Origin of the sequence: Nocardia sp. NPDC051833, from assembly GCF_040681225.1 — a bacterium.
Classification (GTDB): domain Bacteria; phylum Actinomycetota; class Actinomycetes; order Mycobacteriales; family Mycobacteriaceae; genus Nocardia.
Genome location: NZ_JBFAYK010000004.1, coordinates 22,107 through 42,283 on the forward strand (window position 1 = coordinate 22,107; position 20,177 = coordinate 42,283).

Annotated in this window: 25 protein-coding genes; 11 read left to right on the forward strand and 14 right to left on the reverse strand. The window is 71.3% G+C overall.

The features are described from left to right. Window positions 1-2: 2 nt before the first annotated feature. From AB0L91_RS28360 to AB0L91_RS28405, 10 genes are read right to left on the reverse strand one after another with little or no spacing between them, the layout of a single operon-like run. Window positions 3-557, reverse strand: coding sequence for a GNAT family N-acetyltransferase (locus tag AB0L91_RS28360; RefSeq protein ID WP_355276617.1), 555 nt, complete (start codon window positions 555-557; stop codon window positions 3-5). Further along, window positions 554-1,531 (reverse strand): ABC transporter substrate-binding protein, encoded by a 978-nt coding sequence (locus tag AB0L91_RS28365; RefSeq protein WP_365015354.1) that lies wholly within the window; start codon window positions 1,529-1,531, stop codon window positions 554-556. Before AB0L91_RS28365 ends, AB0L91_RS28360 begins: the two co-directional genes overlap by 4 nt. 33 nt (window positions 1,532-1,564) lie before the next feature. After that, on the reverse strand, window positions 1,565-2,653 hold the full coding sequence (locus AB0L91_RS28370) for an iron ABC transporter permease (protein ID WP_365015356.1): 1,089 nt from the start codon (window positions 2,651-2,653) through the stop codon (window positions 1,565-1,567). Further along, window positions 2,650-3,786, reverse strand: coding sequence for an ATP-binding cassette domain-containing protein (locus AB0L91_RS28375; RefSeq protein ID WP_365015358.1), 1,137 nt, complete (start codon window positions 3,784-3,786; stop codon window positions 2,650-2,652). The genes AB0L91_RS28370 and AB0L91_RS28375 overlap by 4 nt, the downstream gene beginning before the upstream one ends. Beyond that, window positions 3,783-4,724, reverse strand: a complete 942-nt coding sequence (locus AB0L91_RS28380; RefSeq protein ID WP_365015359.1) for a hypothetical protein — start codon at window positions 4,722-4,724, stop codon at window positions 3,783-3,785. The genes AB0L91_RS28375 and AB0L91_RS28380 overlap by 4 nt, the downstream gene beginning before the upstream one ends. After that, window positions 4,714-6,024, reverse strand: a complete 1,311-nt coding sequence (locus AB0L91_RS28385; RefSeq protein ID WP_365015361.1) for an MFS transporter — start codon at window positions 6,022-6,024, stop codon at window positions 4,714-4,716. The genes AB0L91_RS28380 and AB0L91_RS28385 overlap by 11 nt, the downstream gene beginning before the upstream one ends. After that, window positions 6,021-7,112, reverse strand: coding sequence for a pyridoxal-phosphate dependent enzyme (locus AB0L91_RS28390; protein WP_365015363.1), 1,092 nt, complete (start codon window positions 7,110-7,112; stop codon window positions 6,021-6,023). Before AB0L91_RS28390 ends, AB0L91_RS28385 begins: the two co-directional genes overlap by 4 nt. Beyond that, window positions 7,109-7,249, reverse strand: a complete 141-nt coding sequence (locus tag AB0L91_RS28395) for a hypothetical protein (RefSeq protein ID WP_365015365.1) — start codon at window positions 7,247-7,249, stop codon at window positions 7,109-7,111. The genes AB0L91_RS28390 and AB0L91_RS28395 overlap by 4 nt, the downstream gene beginning before the upstream one ends. Before the next feature lie 15 nt (window positions 7,250-7,264). After that, window positions 7,265-7,933, reverse strand: a complete 669-nt coding sequence (locus tag AB0L91_RS28400; RefSeq protein ID WP_365015367.1) for a hypothetical protein — start codon at window positions 7,931-7,933, stop codon at window positions 7,265-7,267. Next, complete coding sequence (locus AB0L91_RS28405; protein ID WP_365015369.1) at window positions 7,930-9,195, reverse strand: ATP-grasp domain-containing protein; 1,266 nt, start codon at window positions 9,193-9,195, stop codon at window positions 7,930-7,932. Before AB0L91_RS28405 ends, AB0L91_RS28400 begins: the two co-directional genes overlap by 4 nt. 105 nt (window positions 9,196-9,300) lie before the next feature. Here AB0L91_RS28405 and AB0L91_RS28410 point away from each other — a divergent pair, with 105 nt between their 5' ends. After that, on the forward strand, window positions 9,301-9,996 hold the full coding sequence (locus tag AB0L91_RS28410) for a hypothetical protein (RefSeq protein ID WP_365015370.1): 696 nt from the start codon (window positions 9,301-9,303) through the stop codon (window positions 9,994-9,996). A 99-nt stretch (window positions 9,997-10,095) separates the two neighbouring features. Beyond that, a complete protein-coding gene (locus AB0L91_RS28415; protein WP_365015372.1) occupies window positions 10,096-11,520 on the forward strand; it encodes an amidase in 1,425 nt (474 codons plus the stop codon). On the opposite strand, the gene AB0L91_RS28420 is transcribed toward AB0L91_RS28415, so the two are convergent. Then, window positions 11,521-11,751, reverse strand: coding sequence for a hypothetical protein (locus AB0L91_RS28420; RefSeq protein WP_355276638.1), 231 nt, complete (start codon window positions 11,749-11,751; stop codon window positions 11,521-11,523). 187 nt (window positions 11,752-11,938) lie between these two features. Next, window positions 11,939-12,415 carry a MarR family transcriptional regulator gene (locus tag AB0L91_RS28425; protein WP_355276640.1) on the reverse strand — a complete coding sequence of 159 codons (477 nt, stop codon included), beginning with the start codon at window positions 12,413-12,415 and terminating at the stop codon, window positions 11,939-11,941. On the opposite strand from AB0L91_RS28425, the gene AB0L91_RS28430 reads away from it, so the two are divergent. From AB0L91_RS28430 to AB0L91_RS28455, 6 genes are all read left to right on the forward strand, one after another. Then, window positions 12,414-12,848: a cupin domain-containing protein gene (locus AB0L91_RS28430; RefSeq protein WP_365015374.1), complete on the forward strand. Its 435-nt coding sequence runs from the start codon at window positions 12,414-12,416 to the stop codon at window positions 12,846-12,848. The genes AB0L91_RS28425 and AB0L91_RS28430 overlap by 2 nt on opposite strands. 67 nt (window positions 12,849-12,915) lie before the next feature. After that, a complete protein-coding gene (locus tag AB0L91_RS28435; RefSeq protein ID WP_365015376.1) occupies window positions 12,916-13,860 on the forward strand; it encodes a metal ABC transporter substrate-binding protein in 945 nt (314 codons plus the stop codon). Beyond that, window positions 13,857-14,588 carry a metal ABC transporter ATP-binding protein gene (locus AB0L91_RS28440; protein ID WP_365015378.1) on the forward strand — a complete coding sequence of 244 codons (732 nt, stop codon included), beginning with the start codon at window positions 13,857-13,859 and terminating at the stop codon, window positions 14,586-14,588. The genes AB0L91_RS28435 and AB0L91_RS28440 overlap by 4 nt, the downstream gene beginning before the upstream one ends. A 10-nt stretch (window positions 14,589-14,598) precedes the next feature. Beyond that, window positions 14,599-15,474 carry a metal ABC transporter permease gene (locus tag AB0L91_RS28445; protein ID WP_365015380.1) on the forward strand — a complete coding sequence of 292 codons (876 nt, stop codon included), beginning with the start codon at window positions 14,599-14,601 and terminating at the stop codon, window positions 15,472-15,474. 110 nt (window positions 15,475-15,584) lie between these two features. Then, window positions 15,585-16,103, forward strand: a complete 519-nt coding sequence (locus AB0L91_RS28450) for a hypothetical protein (RefSeq protein ID WP_355276650.1) — start codon at window positions 15,585-15,587, stop codon at window positions 16,101-16,103. A 40-nt stretch (window positions 16,104-16,143) separates the two neighbouring features. Next, window positions 16,144-16,485: an MmcQ/YjbR family DNA-binding protein gene (locus AB0L91_RS28455; protein ID WP_365015381.1), complete on the forward strand. Its 342-nt coding sequence runs from the start codon at window positions 16,144-16,146 to the stop codon at window positions 16,483-16,485. Here AB0L91_RS28455 and AB0L91_RS28460 read toward each other — a convergent pair. Next, window positions 16,479-16,913 carry a hypothetical protein gene (locus tag AB0L91_RS28460; protein WP_365015383.1) on the reverse strand — a complete coding sequence of 145 codons (435 nt, stop codon included), beginning with the start codon at window positions 16,911-16,913 and terminating at the stop codon, window positions 16,479-16,481. The two genes, AB0L91_RS28455 and AB0L91_RS28460, sit on opposite strands and share 7 nt — an antisense overlap. A 55-nt stretch (window positions 16,914-16,968) precedes the next feature. On the opposite strand from AB0L91_RS28460, the gene AB0L91_RS28465 reads away from it, so the two are divergent. Together AB0L91_RS28465 and AB0L91_RS28470 are read left to right on the forward strand one after the other, a co-directional pair. Then, window positions 16,969-17,517, forward strand: coding sequence for a YaeQ family protein (locus AB0L91_RS28465; protein ID WP_355276655.1), 549 nt, complete (start codon window positions 16,969-16,971; stop codon window positions 17,515-17,517). 58 nt (window positions 17,518-17,575) lie between these two features. After that, window positions 17,576-18,472 carry an alpha/beta hydrolase fold domain-containing protein gene (locus tag AB0L91_RS28470; protein WP_365015385.1) on the forward strand — a complete coding sequence of 299 codons (897 nt, stop codon included), beginning with the start codon at window positions 17,576-17,578 and terminating at the stop codon, window positions 18,470-18,472. Here the strand turns inward: AB0L91_RS28470 and AB0L91_RS28475 are convergent. Then, a complete protein-coding gene (locus AB0L91_RS28475; protein ID WP_355276659.1) occupies window positions 18,469-19,050 on the reverse strand; it encodes a TetR/AcrR family transcriptional regulator in 582 nt (193 codons plus the stop codon). The genes AB0L91_RS28470 and AB0L91_RS28475 overlap by 4 nt on opposite strands. A gap of 88 nt (window positions 19,051-19,138) precedes the next feature. Here AB0L91_RS28475 and AB0L91_RS28480 point away from each other — a divergent pair, with 88 nt between their 5' ends. After that, window positions 19,139-20,176, forward strand: coding sequence for a beta-ketoacyl-ACP synthase 3 (locus AB0L91_RS28480; RefSeq protein ID WP_365015386.1), 1,038 nt, complete (start codon window positions 19,139-19,141; stop codon window positions 20,174-20,176). The last annotated feature ends 1 nt before the right edge of the window (window position 20,177 follow it).

Consider the following 20,177-nt stretch of genomic DNA (forward strand, 5'->3'; position numbering starts at 1 on the left):
TGTCAGCGCGGCTGTTCCCGGTCCAGCGGGATTTCCAGGTGCACGGTCTGGAAGCCGTCGTGCGGGCCCCGCGCGTCGTGCACGACTCGGCCGAAGGTGAGCCAGAACTCCAGCGCGCCGGGCGTCCGCGCGTCGGTGTGCAGGTACAGCCGCTCGAACGACGGTGTGGCCCGCACGTGCTCGACCGCCGCCTCGACCAGCCGGGTGGCCAGGCCGCGCCGGTGGTGTTCGGGCCGGACGTAGACCCGGAACAGCTGCGCGGTGGTCGCGTCGGGATAGGCCAGGGCCAGCTCGGCCGGATGCGGTGGGTGTGCCGGTCCCTGCGCCCGGATCGCCGTCGTCGCGACGATCGCGCCGTCGTGTTCGGCGACCCAGAGCCGATGGCGGGGATCGCGCAGGTACGCGGTCTCCGGATCGATGACGTCCTGGTGGTATTCGGGCAGGTAGCCGATGCCGAACACGCGATAGAAGGTGTCCAGCATGACACTGCGCGCGCCCGCCAGATCGGCGGGCCCGGCGGGCCGGACGAGGTAGCCGGTGGTGGTCGCGCTGGTCATCGGACCGCCGCCAGTTCCCGGTCGAGCACTTCCAGCCCCTCGACCGCGACCGGTCCCGGCCCGGTGTACCCGAAGGGCGCCACGATGATCCGGTTCTCCCGGATCGCGCGCAGTCCGGCGAGTTCGGGGCGCTGGCGCAGTGCGGTGCGGACCGCGTCGGGCGTCTGGTCGCCCTGGGTGAGCAGGATGATCACCGCCGGATCGCGGGCGATCAGGGTCTCGGTATTGGCTTCGAAGTTGCGCTTGTCGATGCCGCCGTAGATGTTCTCCAGGCCGAGGATCTTCATCTGGGCATCGACGGTGCTCTTGGCGCCGTAGGCCTTCAGCTGGGCGCCGTCGCGGGAGATGATCAGCGCGGCGGCGGGGGTGCGGGTGGCGGCCGCCGGATGCCGCTGGGTGACGGCGTCGACGCGGTGTTGGAGCGCGGCGACCTCGGCGTCGGCGGCGCTCGCGGTGCCGAAGAGCTTGCCGTAGAGCGCGATATCGGCGAACACGTCCTCGAAAGTGCCCGCCGCGTCGCGGCAGTAGCCGCGGGTCACGATCAGCGGGATGTTCACCTGGGCGAGGTCGTCGGGGGTCACCGAGAGGCCCTCGACGCTCACCACCAGGTCGGGGGAGCGGCTGATGATCTCCTCGCGCGCGAGTTCCGCGGTGGGCGCGGTGATCTCGATGCCCCGCAGCCGCTCGCCGTATTCGCCGGGGAAGGCGGCGGCTTCGAAGGTACGGGTGACGATGCGGTCGGCCGCGCCCGCCGCGGCGATCAGTGGCGCGGCGATGGACCCGACGGTGACGACGCGCTGCGGTGGCGCGGCGAAGGTGACGTCGCGGCCGCAGCTGGAGATCGTCATCGGGAAGCCGTCGGCGGCCGGGGTGGTGGCCGGTGCGGGTGTACCGCAACCGGCGACGACGGCACTGGTGAGCAGGGCGAGCACGGGTAGCGTCGCACGGTGCGACGGACGGACACCTGAGAACACGGTGATCGGGTTTCCTTTCGTGGAGCGAAGAATTCAGGAAGCGGAGGGCGCCTGGAGGCGGCGGATGAGCACGAGCAGCAGCGGCGCGCCGACGGCAGCGGTGACGATGCCGATGGGCAGCTCGCGCGGCGCGAACACCGTCCGCGCGGCCACATCCGCGACGACCAGGAACAACGCCCCCAGCAGACCGCTGACCACCAGCAGCTGCCGGTGGGCCGCCCCCGCGCAGAGCCGGGCGACGTGCGGCACGATCAACCCGACGAAGCCGATGGCCCCCGCCACGGCCACCACCGCGCCCACGGCCAGCGCGACGATCAGCAACGCCGACAACCGGATCCGGTTCGGCGCGACGCCGAGCGTGCGCGCGGTGTCGTCGCCCGCGGCCAGCGCGTCCAGGCGTGGCGCCAGCAGCAGCACCGCCACGGTGGCGGCCGCGACGACGGCCACCGTGGTGGCCACCGACGACCACGCGGCGGGCGCGAGCGAGCCGAGCAGCCAGAACAGCACGGTCCGCGCGCCTTCGGGCCGGTCGGAGGCGAAGATCAGGAAGCTGGTCGCCGCGGAGAAGATGTAGCCGATGGTGACGCCGCCGAGCAGCAGCCGCAGCGAGGTGAGCTGCCCGTTGATCCGCGCGAGGAGGAACAGCAGCGCGGTGGCCGCCAGCGCGCCGGCGAACGCGCTCGCCGCCAAGGCCGTCGCCGTGGTCGCCGCGGTGATCCCGAACAGCAGGTACACCGCGGCCCCGGTCGACGCGCCGGAGGTGACACCCAGGATGTGCGGATCGGCCAGCACATTGCGCACCACGGTCTGCAACACCGCGCCGGTGATCGCCAGCGCGGCCCCGACGAGCGCGCCGAGCAGCACCCGGGGTACCCGCACCAGCCAGACGATGGAGTCCTGCGCGGCGGTCCAGTCGGCGGTCACCGGGTACCCGATGGTGTGGTGGCCGATGATTCGCGCGACCGTGCCCGGCGGCACCGCCACCGGCCCCAGCCCCGCGGCCACCAGCAGGGTCGCCACCAGCGCGACGCCGAGTCCCGCGCCCAACAGGAGCGCGCGGCCCCGGTGCCGGGCGTGGTCGAGATCGTCGACGGCCGGGGCCGCGGTGAGTGTCGCGGTCATCGCGCGGCCGCCTCTCGGGTCACGGGCGACGGTGTGTCGGCCCTGGGTACCTCGTGGTCGGAGTGGTCGGCGCCGGGTCCTTGTACCTGCGCCGATCTGTCGGCCGGAACGGCTGCGCGACCGTCGGCTGGGGTGGCGGTCGACCTGTCAGCTGGGGTGGCGGTCGGTTCGTTGGTCGGTATGTCGGTTGGGGTGGTGGTCGATTCGTCGGCTGGGGTGGCGGTCGACCTGTCGGCTGGGGTGGTTGCCGGATCGGTGGTCGGTGTGTCGGGCGGTTCGGCGGTCGGCCTGTCGGTTGGGGTGGCGGTCGACTCGTCGGGTGGGGTGGTCGCCGGTTCGCCGGTCGGTGTGTCGGCTGCGGTGGTCGCCGGTTCGTCGAGCGGGCCGAAGAGGAGTTGGACCGCGCCGAACGCGGTGGTCCGGCGGACCGGGATGCCGTAGACCGGCTCGAGGACCTCCGGGGTCAGGACGTCGGGCACGGTGCCCGCGGCGGCGACCCGGCCGCCGTCGAGCAGGACGAGCCGGTCGCAGTAGCGGGCGGCCAGGTTCAGCTCGTGCAGCACGACGATGGTGGTGGTCGCGGTGAGACCGCGGACCAGGCCGAGCAGTTCGTGCTGGTACCGGATGTCGAGATGGTTGGTCGGTTCGTCGAGCAGCAGGTGATCGGCCTGCTGGGCCAGCGCCCTGGCGATCAGGACGCGCTGACGTTCGCCGCCGGACAGCGTCGCGAACCGGCGGTCGGCCAGCGTGCGCGCCCCGACCTGCTCGAGCGCGGCCGCGGCGGCGATCCGGTCGGCCCGCGAATACCCTTGGAACGCACCGACCCACGGCGAGCGGCCGAGCAACACCGTCTCGGCCACGGTGACCGGCGTATCCGGCGGTGCTTCCTGGGCGACCACGGCGAGCCTGCTCGCGAGCGCCCGCCCGCGCAGCTGTTCGACCGGCGTCGTATCGATCACGACGGTCCCGCCCGCCGGGCGCAGCGCGCGATACATCAGCCGCAGCAGGGTGGACTTGCCGGACCCGTTGGGGCCGATCAGCCCGATCGTGCTGCCCTGCTCGACCTGGAAGGTGATGCCGTCGAGCGTCGTTCGGCCGTCGTAGGTGAAGCGGATCTGGTCGACGGTGATCATCGCGGAGTGCTCTCTGCTCGGGGGTGGGGCGAGGGATGGACGCGGTCGCGGGGCGTGTCGGCCGTGGGCCGCCACGAGTGGTGCACCGTGACCGAGCAGGCGAAGCTGTCGCAGATCCGCCGCGCGGCGAGGACCTGCACGCGCAGGCGGGGATCATGGTCGGCCAGCAGGATGCCCGTGGTGGTCCCGCTGTGCGCGACGACGACGCCGAGCGCGCCGATCGCGCGCGCCGCGTCGATCGTCGCGTCCAGGTGCGGCCGGTCCCGCAGGCTCGCGCTGAGCACCGCGCTGCGGGTGGCGACGGCCCCGATCCCGGCGAGGTCGCCGCGCGCGACCGCGACGCCGAGCTCGCTCAGCAGCCGGTCGTACTCGTGCTTCGCGGCCGAGCCGAAACACGGTCCGGCACGGTTGAATTCGACGGTGTCGACCGCGCCGCCCTCGTCGCCGGTGACGATGGTCAACGGCGGCAGGGTGCCGAGCCGGGCGAGCAGCCTGACCTCGCGATGGAAGTAGGCGACGGTGCCCGGGTACATGACGCCGTCGGAGGGTTCGATGGCGCGCAGGTCGGCCTCGAGTTCGTCGACGGGCACGGTGCGGCCCTCGGCGTCGGCGATCGCGCGGGCGGTGGCGACGAGATCGGCGGTGGAGCTGGCCAGTCCCTTGCCCTCGGGCAGCTCGCTGTGCAGCGTCAGCCGGCCGCCGCGCAGCACGCGGGATCGGGCGACCATCGCGCGGGCCAGCCCGCGTGCCTTCGATTTCCGTTCCGGCACCACGGTGATGTCGTCGCCGCCCGGTTCGAAGACGGCCACGGACCCGCGCCGGATGGGCAGGGTGACCAGGAAGTGCCGATTCCGCGCGGTGACACCCTGCAGGAGTTCCCCGCAGCTGCCGTAGGCGCGCCCGACGCCGATCCCGGTGGCGGTGAGGTCAGCGGACATCGGCGGCACCGTCTTTCGCCGCGGTGTCGTCGACAGCGGGTTCCGCCGTCGGCTCGCCGGGACCGGGCAGCACGCGGCGCCGGTGCAGCCGCAGCACGGCGAGCGCCGACAGCAGTCCGGCGGCGGCGCAGAGCACGGCGGGCGGCCAGGTCAGCGACCCGCCCGACCGGTCGAGGACGGCGCCGGTGACCGAGGTGCCCACGACCGTGAAGACCCCGGACGCCAGATAGAACGCGCCGAAATAGGTTCCGGTGAGCCGATTCCCGGCGAATCGACCGATCGCCTCGTTCACGAACGGCTGCACCGCCGTCACCCCGAGGGCGAGCAGCACGGCGGCCGCCACCAAGGGCGCGACCCGGATCACCGTGCCCGTCACGCCATCTCCGGCCGCCGCGACGAGCCCCGCGACGGCGGGCGGCACCAGGAACGACAGCCCCATGACCGCCATCCCGAGCGCCATCGCGGGCCCACGGTGCGGTCGGCGCGCCAGCACCGTGGTGACCCGCACCTGCAACGCCACCACCGCGATCGTCTCCACGACGAACAGCGCGGCCACCGCGGCGGGACCGTGCCCCGGCCCCGCACTGTCCTGCGCCTGCAGGGTGAACACGAAATAGATCTGGCTCTGCAACGCGAACATCGGCATCAGGGCGAGGGTGAACGCCCAGAAGCGCCGATCGGTGAACACCGTCGCGAAGTCGGCCCCGACCCCGCCGTTGTGCTTCGGCACCGGACGGGCGGGCAGCAGCAGCCACTGCACCACCGCGAGCACCGCGAAGATCGACGCCGCGACCAGCGCGGACAGCCGGAAACCCGCCGCGATCAACACGGTGCCCAGCACCGGACCGATCGCGGAGCCCGCGTTGCCGAACACGTTGAACAGCGCGAACGCCTGCGCGGAGCGGGCACCGCTGTCGCGGGCGATGAAGGCGCGGACCGCCGGATTGAACAGCGCGCCAGCGAAACCCGTGAGCACCGACGCGGCCAGCACCACCGGCAGCGACCCGCCGACGGCGAACAGGGCGAAGCCGAGCGCCCGGATGGCGAGCCCGGTCATGATCACGCCACGCGCGCCGAGCCGATCCGCCGCCGAACCGCCGACCAGGAACAGACCCTGCTGACTCAGGTTGCGGACCCCGAGCACCACACCGACGACGGCGGCCGAGAGGGCGAGGTCGTCGAGGAGATAGTCCGCCAGGAACGGCACGAGCAGGTAGAAGCCGATATGCCCGACGAGGTGGTTCACCAGCAGCAGCCGCACCGCGCCCGGCATCGCGCGGAACGTGGCGAGCCCGCTCATCCGGCGGCCCCCGCCCCGACATCCGTTGTCCCGGGAGCGCTGTCGGCGACACGCATCACCTCCGCGGCCGGATCGCGCACGACCGCGCAGCGGCCCCAGCCGGTGACCTCGGACCCGGTGGGCGACGCGAGCTCGGCCGGCGCGTGCGCGGACTCGCCGAGCAGATCGTTCGCCCGGCACCAGTCGTCGTCGTAGATGGTGCGCAGGTAGCGGTGTGGCCCGTCGGGAAACACGGTGAGCACCCGGGCCGCCGGCGCGCGCTCGGCGGCCCAGCCCGCGACCAGCGCGGCGGCGCCCGTGCTCCAGCCGCCCGCGATCCCGGTCGACGCCGCGAGCCCCCGGCACGACGCGACGGCCTCGCGTGCTCCCACCCAGTGCACCTCGTCGAAGTCGGCGTAGGCCACATTGCGGGGCAGGATGCTGCTGCCGAGACCACGCATGAGCCTGCGGCGGTCGGGCTGGCCGAAGATGCGGGAGCCGACCGCGTCCACCCCGATCACCCGCAGGTGGGGCCATCGGGTGCGCAGCACGCGGGTGAGTCCGGCGCAGTGCCCGCCCGAGCCGATCGAGGCGACGAGCACGTCGACGGCGTCGACCTGGTCGAGGATCTCCGCGCCCATGGCCTGATAGCCGTCGGCGTTGTCGGGGTTGTCGTACTGGTCGGGCCAGTAGGCGCCCGGTGTCGCGGCGAGCAGTTCGGCGAGCCGGTCCAGCCGGGCCCGCTGCCAGCCGCCGGTCGGGTGCGGCGTACGGACGACGTCGAGCCCGATCCGGTATGCCGAGAACAGCGAGCGCAGTTCGGGTTCCAGCTCGTCGTCGACCACGAGCAGGACCGGATGCCCGAGCGCCTTGCCCGCCAGCGCCAAGCCGAGGCCGAGGGTGCCGCTGGTGGACTCGATGATGGTCGCCCCTGGCGCGAGCTCGCCGCGCGCCGCGGCGCCCCGCAGCATCGACACGGCCGCGCGGGCCTTCATGCCCGCGACGCTCGCGGCTTCGAGTTTCGCGGTGTACCAGCTGTTTTCGGTGGGGACGGGCACGGCGGGCGTGCCGCCGATCAGCTGGAGCAGGGCGGGCTGCGGTGTCGTCATGAGCGCTCTCGATAGGTGACGACGGTGCTGGGTCCGCCGTCGAGGGAGAAGAACGGATAGGGCTCGGCCGAGACGGCGTGCAGGCCCGCGCCGAGGAACCACGGCAGCACCGCGCTCCCGGTCTGCGCGAACATCACCAGCGGCAGCTCTCGCTAGACGGCGACGGCCCGCAGCGTGTCGAAACTGCCGTTGCCCAGGGTCATTCCGGTGACCAGCAGCGCGTCGTAGCTCGTCGGAGCCGCCGCGACGGACTCGTACACGGGCTCGTCCCACTCGGTGACGCCGCCCGCGAGATCACACGGCAGATACCCGATCGCCCGCGCCCGCAGTTCGGCGAGCAGCGAGCCGACCACCCCGACGACCAGGACCTGGCCGACCCCGGCGGGCAGCAGATCGACCACGGCGGCCGCCCGGTGCCGGGATTTCGTCAGCGACGTCGGCCCGTCGATGCGCACCGGTCGGCCCGGCGCGCCCGCCGCGTGCGGATGCGGCCGCGCGTGCATCAGATAGGCGTCCAGCGCGGCGATCCTGACCTCGGCGCGCGGATGCGCGAGCAGCTCGGCGATCGGAGCCGCGACGCAGTCGTCGACGAGTTCGTCAGTGGCCGTGCCGGGTTCGAGCCCGCACGAGCCGACCGCCGCGCCGAGCCGGATGCTCAGTACCTCGTTGCGGTAGCCGCGGGTCCGGCCCGGATGACGGGTGCCGTAGGTGGTGCGGAACGCGGTCGAGGCGTGCAGGGACGCGGCGTCGGGCCCGAGCAGCCCGGTGCGCGCCCACTCGGTGAGTTCGGCGACCGAGGTGGGACAGGCGGCGACGGTCATGCCGCACCGCCCGGTGTGGCGAGCGCGAAGCGCAGGTCCCCGATCAGCGTCCGGGCCAGTGCGCCCGCGCCACCGGGCTCCGTGTCGGTGACCATGACATGACCGAGGTAGCTGTTGTTGTCGGTCGCGGGTCGCACCCGCGTCCCCGGCGCCGCCAGGGTGTACTCCACGATTCGGGGGTCGTCGGCCCAGTGCGCCGCGCCGTCGATGCCGTCGAGCTCGCCGGTCCCGGTGGGCACCGCGAACGCGACCGCCGCGCTGGCCACGTCGCTCGGACGCGGTGTCAGATCCGGGGTCCCACCCGCGGCCACCTCGGCATACGTTGCCGCCAAGTCGATTCCGGTGACGCGCCGGACGAGTTCGGTGATCCGGTTGCCCGCCGGGCGCGGGTTGACCTCGATCAGCCGCGGGCCCCGCGCGCCGAGCCTGATCTCGGTGTGCGCGACGGTCGCGTCCAGACCCAGCGCGGCGACGGCCGCCACCGCGAGCTCGACCACGGCCGCCGTCTCGGCCGCGGGCAGCGCGGCGGGGAACATGTGCCCCGATTCGATGAACGCGGGCGCGCCGGTGAGCTGCTTGTCGGTCACCCCGATCACCGTGGTGCGGCCACCGACGGTCACCGTCTCGACACTGAATTCCGGTCCGTCCACGCACTCTTCGAGCAGCACCCGCGGTGAGCGGCGCTGTCCGCGCGCGTTCACCGGGAAATCGGCGATCCGGTCCACCGCCGCCCGCAGTTCGGTCTCGTCCTCGACCCGGCGCACGAACATCCCACCGCACAGATCGACGGGCTTCACCACCAGCGGATAGCCGAGACCGGCTGCCGCGCCGATGATCTCGTTCCACTCCTGGGCGACCGCGAAGTCGGGTCCCGCGACGCCGGCGGCCCGGCAGATCTGCCTGGTCCGGTCCTTGTCGCACGCGTCGGCCACGGCGGCGCGGCCAGCGCCCGGCAGGCCGAGCTCGGCGGCGATCGCGGCGACCGTCGGCAGGTAGTAGTCGCAGGAGGTGAGCACGCCGTCGAAACCGAAGACCTCGTGCAGTTTTCGCACGTACGGCAGCAGCGTGGCCTCGTCGTTGGTCTCGGCGGTGAACACGTTGTCCGCGGCCAGCAGGGGGTGCGGCGACGGTGCACCCGGCCGGAGATAGTGCGCGAGATCCCTGGTCAGGAAGCTGAATCTGTGTCCGGAATCCCGGATTCCCGCCGGGAGCAGGGTGCTCATCGAGCCGACCCAACTCTCCACCATCAGCAGATGTCCCATGTAGCCTCCCAGCCTCCAGCAAGGTGCTAATGATAACCATTATCGTTAGGATTGCGACAGTCGAGCGCTCGCTCGACCGGAAATGATGAGGAAAACCGCATGTTGATGAGGAAATTCGTTGTGCCCGCCGTGCTTTCGCTGGCCGCCCTGACGGTGGCCACCGGCACCGCGCAGGCCCAGGCGCCGGAGCGGCCGGTCGCGTTCACCGCCCACGCCACCGAGACCGCGTCGATCATCGAGGTCGAGCAGGGCGGCCTGGTGGTCGAGAATGGCGCGCTGCAGGTGCGCGACCTGGCGGGCACCGTCGTGGCCGCGACACCGCTGACCTTCGCGGTCGACGATTTCGAGTTCCCGATCGCCGCCGAGATCACCGGCCGCACCGCCACCCTCACCCCCCAGCTGAGCATGGACAAAGCCGTCTACAAGCCGGTCGCCCTGCCCTTCGAGGACAAGGCACCCTGGAAAACCGAATACGACCGCGAACAAGCCGCCTGGTCGCGCATGACCAGCACCATCTCCCTGGGCGCCTCCATCGGCACCCTCGTCGGCGGACTCGGCGGCGCGGCCGTCGGCTGCGTCCTCGGCGGCATCATCGGCGCCACCGTCGCCTCGGCCACCATCGTCGGGCTCTTCGGCCCGTTCCTGCCCGCCGCCGCCGTCGGCTGCATCGGCGGTGTACTGGCCATCGGAGCCCTGGGCACCGTGGCGGGACAGATCTTCGTGACCGCACCCGTCGCCCTCGGCGCCGCGATCCAGTACTTCACCACGATCAACCAGCCGTTCACCCCACCCGCCAAGTAGGCGGGGGTCCCGTGGCCCGCTGGTCACGGGACTCTAAGGGTTTCTCGAGGAAATTCGTTACCGCCGCAAATGGCCACCGGATCGCATTACGCTGCGGCTATGAGCACTACCGTCCATGGATTCACCGATGATGCCCTCGGCACGCTGGATGCCGTCGGGGTCGCCGCGGCGTTGCGGGCGGGGGAGGTCGGCCGGGCGGAGGTGCTCGAGGCCGCGATCGCGCGGACCCGGCGGGTGGACCCGAGCCTGGACGCGGTGCAGGTGGCCTGCTTCGAGCGGGCCGCGTCGGCGCCGGAGACCGCGGGCGTGTTCGCCGGCGTGCCCGCCTTCGTCAAGGACAACACCGATATCGCCGGGCTGCCCAGCTGCCACGGGTCGGCCGCGTTCACGCCGCGCGCGGCCACCGCGACCAGCGGGCCCGGCGCGCAGTTCCTGCATTCGGGCGTGGTCGTCATCGGCAAGTCGACGCTGCCGGAGTTCGGGCTCACCGCCAGCACCGAGTTCACCGGCCGGGCGCCGACCCGCAATCCGTGGAACATCGAGTACTCCGCCGGCGCGTCCTCGGGCGGTTCGGCGGCACTGGTCGCGGCGGGCGTCGTGCCGATCGCGCACGCCAACGACGGTGGCGGCTCGATCCGGATCCCGGCCGCGGCCAACGGCCTGGTCGGCCTGAAGCCCACCCGCAACCGGTTGCTCGACCAGCCGGGCGCCCGGCAACTGCCGGTGCACCTGGTCGCCGAGGGCGTGGTGACCCGCTCGGTGCGCGATACCGCGCACTATCTGGCCGCCGTCGAACGGTTCGGCGCGAATCCGAAGCTGGCGCCGATCGGCCTGGTCGAGGGGCCGAGCGCCAGGCGGCTGCGGATCGGGCTGATCAGCGAGGATGTGCTCGGCCGCCCGGTGCACCCCGACAATGCCGCGGTGCTCGCCTCGGCGGCGGCGATCCTGGCCGGCCTCGGCCACGAGGTCGTCGAGACGCGGCTCGACGTGGAGCCGCGGTTCGTCGAGGACTTCAAGCGGTACTGGGCGATGATGGCCGCCGCGATGACGCTGTCGTTCCGGTTCGGGCACCGCGACCACTTCGACGCGGGCAAGCTCGATCCGTTCACCAGCGGCTTGATCGCGCTGGCCAAGCGCAATCCGCTCGGTGTCGCCGCGTCCACCTGGCGGCTGCGGTCCGGAACCGCCACCTACGACCGGCATTTCACCGACGTCGACGTGCTGCTCACCCCGGTGCTGTCGCATCCGGCGCCGCGGATCGGCGAGCTGGCGCCGGGCCAGCCCTTCGACGAGCTGTTCACGAAACTGGTCGACTACGTGGGCTTCACACCGCTCAACAATGTCGGCGGCGGGCCCGCGGTGTCGCTGCCGCACGGGCTGCTCCCGCACGGGCTGCCCGGTTCGATCCAGCTCGCCGCCCGGCGGGGCGACGAGCGATCGCTGCTCGACCTGGCCTACCAGCTGGAGGCGGCGAGCCCGTTCCCGCGCATCGTCGACCGGACGGCGGCCGAGGGCGCGGCCTGATCAGCTCTGGCGCACCGCGACATTGATCGGGCGCAGCCGGCCCGGGCTGGCGGTGCCCGCCTCGAACGCCCAGTGCTCGCCGTGCCAGCCGGGGAACTCGGTGTGCCAGCGGCCGACCAGGCGCGGGTCCTCGAGCGAGTCGATGACACCCGCCGAGCCGGTGTACTGCAGCCGCTCGTACTTGTGGCGGGTGATGGTGTCGACCGTGGCGACGGTGGCAAGGGTTGACATGACGATCCTGTCGGGAGGGTGGGAAACGGTGACTGACGTGACGAGGCGCGTCCGGTCCGATGGTCCGGATGCCGCGGTGGCGCGTCACCGCTCGCTGCCGAGTATGCCGCGCGACGCGACAGTACGCGGGTTCTTTTGAAAATCCTGTTCTTCGGATTAACGGCTACTCGTCATCGCTTCGTCATGATCACCACGACGGGCGGACCCGGCCGGGCGTGACCATCCTGGCGATGGCATTTCTGGTCTGCGCGAACATCGCCGGACCGAGGGTGTCGACCCAGTGCGCGGCGAAGGCGGCGGCGGCCGCGTCGGCCGCCCTGGTGCAGGCCCAGCCGCGATCGGTGAGGGTGATCAGGCGGGCGCGCGCGTCCCGCGGATGCGGATTGCGGTCGGCGTAACCCTTGGTGACCAGCTCGTCGACCAGCTGGCTCGCCGCCTGCTTGGTGACGCCCAGGTGCTCGGCGATCTCGCCGACGGTCGCGCCGTCGGGTGCCATCCGGACGAACGCGAAGCCGTGTGCCGGGCGGATGTCGGTGAAGCCCGCGGCGGTGACCCCGTCCTGGATCGCCGCGCTCACCTCGCTCGCCGCCGCCAGCAGCAACAGGGGGAGATCGGTGGCGGGCGGCGGGTTCCGGTGCACGGCCGTCATTCTGGCACTTGACATGATGGTCAATCTACTTGACCATATAGGCAAGTTGCTTGACTATCTGAAAGAGGCGCCCATGCCGGTCACCCGTTCCGAAGACGCTCAGGTCCACGAGATCCACAACGCCCGCTTCACCTCGCTCATCCGCCCCGGCACCGGCAGTGCCGAACTCTGCGTCTGGCAGACCGAGGTCGCGCCCGATTCGGTGGGGGTGCCGCACCGCATCCTGGGGGAGGAGGCCTTCTACCTGCTCGCGGGCGAGGTCGAGATCACCATCGATGGCGAATCGGCGCCGCTGCGGCCGGGCGATGCCGCCGTCGCGCCCGCCGGGTCGATGATCGGCCTCACCAACGCGGCCGCCGAGCCTGCGGTGCTGCTCGTGACGGTGCGCGTCGGCTTCTCCGCGGAACTGCCCGATGGCTCGACTTTCGTTCCGCCCTGGGCATCCTGAACCGTCACGGCGTCTGTTCTAGACGTTGAACTTGAAAGTTCGGTAACCCGAACAATATAATTCTGGAATGAAGGTTGGGTTTCACCGCGCGCCGGGTTCGTCGCGGCGTCGAGTTGTCGCGGCGTGTGTGCTGAGTGTCATGGCGTTCGCGCTGACCGCGTGCGGTGGAGCCACCGCCTCCGACGACGGGAAGAAGGTGGTCCTCACCACCTTCACCGTGCTCGCCGACATGGCGCGCAATGTCGCAGGCGAGCATCTGCGGGTCGAGTCGATCACCAAGGTCGGCGCCGAGATCCACGGCTACGAGCCGACACCCGGCGACATCAAGAAGGCGGCCAAGGCCGATCTGATCCTCGACAACGGGCTCAACCTGGAAGCCTGGTTCGCCCAGTTCGTCGCCGATCTGACGGTGCCGCACGCGGTGGTCAGCGAGGGCGTGACCCCGATGGACATCAGCGAGGACGCCTATCGCGGCAAGCCGAATCCGCACGCGTGGATGTCGCCGGTGAACGCGCAGATCTACGTCGACAACATGGTCCGCGCCTTCGCCGACCTCGACCCCGGCCACGCCGAGGAGTACCGCGCCAACGGCGCCGCCTACAAGGCCCAGCTCGCCGCCGTCCACAACGACCTGGTCGCCGCCGTGAACACCCTGCCCGCCGGGCAGCGGGCCCTGGTGACCTGCGAGGGCGCGTTCTCCTACCTGGCCCGCGACACCGGTCTCACCGAGAAGTACATCTGGCCGGTCAACGCCGAACAGCAGGCGACCCCGCAGCAGATCGGCTCGGCCATCGATTTCGTGCGCCAGCGCGGCGTGCCCGCCGTGTTCTGCGAGTCGACCGTCTCCGACGCGCCGATGCAACGGGTGGTCGAGGCTTCCGGCGCGCGCTACGGTGGCACGCTCTACGTCGACTCGCTCTCGGAGGCCGACGGCCCGGTGCCGACCTACCTCCAGCTGATCCGTCACGACGCGAACACCATCGCCACCGCACTCGCCGGAGCCCCGAAATGACCACCGCGCCCGTCGTCGAGATCCAGGACGTCACCGTTCACTACGGTGACGTGCTCGCCCTCGACAATGTCGAACTGACCCTGAAATCCGGCCGGGTCTGCGGCCTGATCGGCATGAACGGCTCGGGCAAGTCGACGCTGTTCAGGACGATCATGGGCCTGGTCACCCCCGACCGCGGCCGGGTGCTGATCAACGGCAGCGCGCCCGTCGCGGCCCGCAAGGCCGGCAGCCTCGGCTACGTGCCGCAGTCCGAGGACGTGGACTGGACCTTCCCGCTGTCGGTGCGCGATGTCGTGATGACCGGCCGCTACGGGAAGATGGGCTTCACCCGCCGGGCGAGCAGGGCCGATCGCGCCGCCGTCGCCGAGGCACTGGCCCGCGTCGAGCTGACCGAGCTGGCCGACCGTCAGATCGGTCAGCTCTCCGGCGGCCAGAAGAAGCGGGCCTTCGTGGCCCGCGGCATCGCTCAGGAGGCGACGATCCTGCTGCTCGACGAGCCGTTCGCCGGCGTCGACAAGCGCTCGGAGGCCACCATCACCGCGCTGCTGCGCGAACTCGCCGCCGACGGCGCGACGATCCTGGTCTCCACCCACGACCTGCACGCCCTCCCGGCACTGGCCGACGAGGCGGTGCTGCTCAACCGCCGGGTGCTCGAGCACGGCGACCCCGATGTGGTGTTGCGACCGGAGAACCTGGCCAAGGCCTTCGGGCTCGACGTGGACGCGTGAGGAAGAACCGATGAGCCTCGAAGAATTCTTTCTCGACCCGCTGCGCTACGAGTTCATGGTGCGCGCGCTCGCGACCACCGTCACCGCGGCGGTGGTGTGCGCGGTGCTGTCGTGCTGGCTGGTGCTGATCGGCTGGTCGCTGATGGGTGACGCCGTCTCGCACGCGGTGCTGCCCGGTGTGGTGCTGGCCTACATCGTCGGCTGGCCGTTCGCGGTCGGCGCGGTGATCTTCGGTTTCCTCGCGGTCGCGCTGATCGGCGTCGTCCGCGACACCAGCCGGGTGAAGGAGGACGCGGCGATCGGCATCGTCTTCACGACGCTGTTCGCCTTCGGCCTGGTGCTGGTATCGGTGACACCGAGCCAGACCGACCTGAACCACATCGTGTTCGGCAATCTGCTCGGGGTGAGCCGCGGCGAGATGATCCAGATCATGATCCTGGCCGCGATCGTGCTGACCGCGCTGGTGCTCAAGCGCCGCGACTTCACCCTCTACGCCTTCGACGCCACCCACGCGCACGCCATCGGGCTGAACCCCCGGATCCTCGGCACCGCGCTGCTGGCGCTGCTCGCGCTGACCTCGGTGGTGGCGCTGCAAGCCGTCGGCGTGGTGCTGGTGGTGGCCATGCTGATCATCCCGGGCGCGACCGCGTACCTGCTGACCGACCGGTTCGCCCGGATGCTGATCATCGCGCCGACGGTGTCGGTGGTGTGCGCGGTGACCGGCCTCTACCTCAGCTACCACCTCGACACCGCCGCGGGCGGCATGGTGGTGGTCACCCAGGGCGTGGCCTTCTCGCTGGTCTACCTGTTCGCGCCGCGGCACGGCATCATCGGCCGCAGGCTGACCGCCGCGCGGGCCCGCGCGAAGGTGGCCGTCGCGCGCTGATTTCGGCGAATCGGCCGCGCGGAACCGTGCCGCGTCGCACCATGTGACCTGGAACGTGTTCCAGTTGCCCCCGGCCGTCGGCCGTGGCGGCACGCGGGAAAGGTCGCTCGATGTTCGGACTCGGGATTCTCGATTCCGTCGCCCTCTCGCTGGACGCGCCCGACGGGCGTCCGCGCGAGGTCCGGCGGGCCCAGCAACTGGCGGTGTGGCAGGCCGTCTACTGCACCGGCCTCGCGCTGGTCACCATTCCGGCAACGGAACTGCTGCCCGCCGATGCCCTGCTGCTGCGCTACGAGGGTTTCGCCTACGCCGCCGCGATCGGCACGGTGCTGCTCGCGGTGCTCACCAGCGAATTCGCCAACCGCAGCCGATACGTGCACGCGCTGGGCTGGTACGGGGCGGCGCTGATCGCCGGGGTGGCGCTGTTCGGCCTGCTCACGCTGCCCGCCGTGGTGGTGTCGGTCGCGGTCATCACGCTGCTGGACCGGCCCGCGTCCACCGCCTGGTTCGGGGTGTCCGGCACCGTGGAACCGGTCGCGTTCTGCCGCCGGGCGACGCTCCCGGCCTGGGCCGTTCCGGTCGCCCGGCCGGTCGGGGCGCGGTGGAAGGCGCTGCTGGCCGAGCGGTGAGCCCGGCGAGCTGTCGGGGCCTGCTGGCAGGATGACGGTCATGAAGGCCACTGGGGAGGACGTCCGGGCGATCGTCGCCGCGCTACCGGAGACGGTGGAGCAGTTCGCCTGGGGCATGCCGATTTTCAAGGTCGCGGGCAAGCTGTTCCTGACCCTGCCCGAGGACGAGACCTCGATGGCGGTGCGCTGCCCGATCGTGGACCGCGACGAACTGGTCGTCGCGGAACCGGAAAAGTTCTGGATCGCCGCGCACGAGTCGGGCAATCCGTGGGTCCGGGTCCGGCTGGCCGCCCTCGACGATCGCGCGGAACTGACGGCGATCGTCACCGACTCGTGGCGGCTGGCCGCACCGCGGGCCCTGCTCGAGGCCGCCGATCAGTAGCCGACCGGCCTGATGTCGGCCTCGATGGTGCGGATGGCGTCGTCGGGGATGACGAAGGTCTCGACGATCTCGACGGTGGTGAGCCGCACGCCCGCGATGCCGGTGTCGAGCAGGTAGCGGGTGGTGACGGTGTCGCCGGACTCGGACATGGTGAGCTCACGCACGCCCTGGATCACCCGATACTGCGGTCCGTTCTCGAGATCCGCGCTCAGCTGCGGGCCCGAGTACCCGGTCTGGAAGCCGACCTCGACCCGGGTGGCGTCGGGGGTGAACGGCACCGCGCTCGCGTCGTGCGAGACCAGCGCGTCGATGTAGGCGCGGGCGATGGCCTGGCGCGGGGTGTCGGCCGGATTCGGTACTGCCGCAGCGGTTCCCGCGCCCAGGGCGAGGAACGTGGCGGCTATTGCTGAAACATGGGTGATTCGCATGCGGAGATGCTGGCCGTCGGGGCGGGCGAGCGCAAGCGGTAGTCTCGGAACTCCTATGGCACTCAGCGCAACCCTGCATCATTTCGCCGTCCAGCTCGCCGACGTCGACCGCGGCGTCTACGAGGACCTCGAGCTGCGGGTCGCCCGTCATCCCTCTGAGACCCTCGAGTACATGCTCACCCGCATCCTCGCCTACTGCCTGCAGTACGAGGAGGGCATCGTCTTCAGCGAGGGCGGCATCTCGGCCACCGACGAACCCGCCGTGCAGATCCGCGACCTCACCGGCCGGGTCACCGCCTGGATCGAGGTCGGCGCGCCGGACGCCGACCGCGTGCATCGCGGCAGCAAGCTGGCCGGTCGCGCGGCGGTCTACACCCATCGCGATCCGGCGAAGGTGCTGGCGCAGTACGCGGGCAAGAAGATCCACCGCGCCGAGGACATCCCGCTCTACGGCATCGACCGCGCCTTCATCGACGAGGCCGTGCCGCTGATCGATCGCCGCAACACCCTGAGCTTGTCGGTCACCGAGGGCGTGCTGTACCTGGATCTCAACGGGACCAGCCTGCGCGGCGAGGTCACCGAGCATCGGCTCGGCCAGGTCTGACCCGCGATCCGGGCCCATGGCCTATCCTCGGTTCGGACGATTGACCAGGAGGTTGCCGGTGCCCAGTGTGATGAGCCGGATCGTCGTTCCCACGTTCCTGCGGATCACCCGGCGCAACCGGAACTACGTGAGCGCGGCGGCCGCCCGCGAACATGTGCGCCGTCGCAGCGCCGACCCGGCGTCCTACCTGCCGCCGAAACGGCTGCGTGGCGTCGAGGTGTCGGTGGCGCACGACCGTGGCTGGCCGGTGTACACCCTGACCCCGGCCTCGGGGATCTCGCGTGGTGGGCTCGTGTACGCGCACGGTGGTGGCTGGGTGGGCGAGATCGTCAACCAGCATTGGCAGCTGGCGGCGCGGCTGGCCGCCCAGCTGGAGCTCACCGTCACCGTGCCGATCTATCCGCTGATCCCGTCCGGCACCGCCGCCGAGGTGATTCCCCGCTTCGCCGAGATCATCGTCGACAGTCGCGCGCGCTACGGCTCCACCTTCGTCGCCGGTGATTCGGCGGGCGGTCAGATCGCCCTGTCGACCGCCCTGCATCTGCGTGACCTCGCGGCCGCCCCCGTTCCGCGCATCGTCCTGATCTCACCCGCCCTCGATCTCAGCCTGGAGAACCCGCGGATCACCGACCTGCTGCCGCGCGATCCGTGGCTCGGCCGGGACGGTGGCCTGGTCTTCACCGAACTGTGGCGCGGTGACCTGCCGATGAAGCACCCCATGGTCAGCCCGCTGTTCGGCGACTACGCCGGTCTCGGCCCGCTCACCGTCTTCAGCGGCACCGAGGACATCCTCAATCCCGACACCCGGCTCATGGTGGACAAGGCGCGCGCGGCGGGCGTCGAGGTCGACTATCACGAGGCCGACGGCCTGGTCCACGTCTATCCGCTGACCCCCACCCCCGAGGGCGCCGCCGCCCGCCGCACCATCGTCGAGACGCTGCGCGCCCACCTCTAGCGCTGGGACAGGTGCAGGTTGAGCAGGATGGTGAGCTGGGTGACGGCCTGATCGAACGGGTGCGGGGACTTGAGCGCGCGGCTGTGCACGATGGTGCCCTCGATGGTGGTGAGCAGGAACCCGGCCAGTGAGACGGCGGTGGCGCGTTCGATGCCGGTCGCGACGATGCCGTCGGCCAGGCGCGCGGTCCACTCGGCGAAGGCCTGGCCCGCGATGGACTGGACGGCCGGGTCGAGTTCGTCCAGCGCGGCGGCCATCATGAACGAGCCGGCGCTGTAATCGGACTTCTCCAGCGGGATGCGCCAGAAGGCGAGCAGGTCGGTGAGCCACTGCTGTACCGACGGCGCCGTCTGCAACGCGTCGGCCATGGTGCTCACGTGCGAGTAGACCAGGCGCGAGACGATCCGGCCCGCGGTCTGCACCAATTCGCCCTTGCCCGAAGGGAAGTGCTGATACAGCGAGTTGCGTGAGGTGTTGCTGCGCTTGAGCAGTTCACTCAGCGCGGCCGCGTGGACGCCGTGCTGCTGGACGGTGCTGATGGTGTGTTCGATCAGTCGGGCGCGTGGTCCGGCTGCCATCCGATCTCCTCCCAACCCTTGATTGAACCGATCGGTCCATGTTAGACCTATTCCACGTGAACCGATCGGTTCATATGGAGAGGATGCCATGCCCACCCCCATCGCCACCGCAGTTCCGGTCACCCATACGGGAATTCTCGGCCTCGGCGTGTATCGCCCGCGCCGGGTTGTGCCCAACGCCGAGATCGTCGAGGCCATCGACTCCTCCGACGAGTGGATCAAGACCCGCTCGGGGATCGCCGCCCGGCACTGGGCCGAGCCCGACGAGACCATCGTCGGGATGAGCGTCGCGGCCGCCCGCGACGCGCTGACGGCGGCCGGCGTCGCGGCCGCGGAGATCGATGTCGTCGTGCTCGCGACCTCCTCGCAGATGGTGCTCGGCCCGTCGGCGGGCGCGGTCGTCGCCACCGAACTCGGCATGGACGACACCGCCGCCTACGACATCTCCGCCGGGTGCGCGGGCTTCTGCTACGCCCTGGGCGACGCCGCGAACCTGGTCCGTTCCGGTCAGGCCCGCAAGGTCCTGGTGATCGGCGTGGAGCGGCTGTCGGATCTGCTCGACACCGCCGACCGCAGCTGCGCTTTCATCTTCGCCGACGGCGCGGGCGCGGTGGTCGTCGGCGCGGCCGAGCAGGAGGGGATCGGCCCGGTCGCGTGGGGTTCGGACGGCAGCCGGACCTCGGCGATCAAGCAGGACAAGGACTTCCTCGAGTACTTCGCCGAGGTCGCGGAGGCGGAGGCGAACGGCGGCACGTCGGTGCGCCCGTACATCCGGATGAACGGGACCGAGGTGTTCCGCTGGGCCGTGACGTTCCTGGAGAAGGCGTGCCGGGCCGCGCTCGATCAGGCCGGTGTCGCGGCGGCCGACCTCGACACGTTCGTCCCGCACCAGGCCAATATCCGCATCACCGACGCGCTGGTGCGCACCCTCGGGCTGCCCGAGTCGGTGGCCGTCGCGCGCGACATCATCGAGACCGGCAACACCAGCGCCGCCTCGATCCCGATGGCGATGGAACAGCTGCTGCGCTCCGGCGGCGCGAAGCCGGGCGACACCGCGCTGCTGCTCGGCTTCGGCGCCGGCCTGGCCTACGCCGGTCAGGTGGTGCATCTGCCGCCGATCGCCTGAG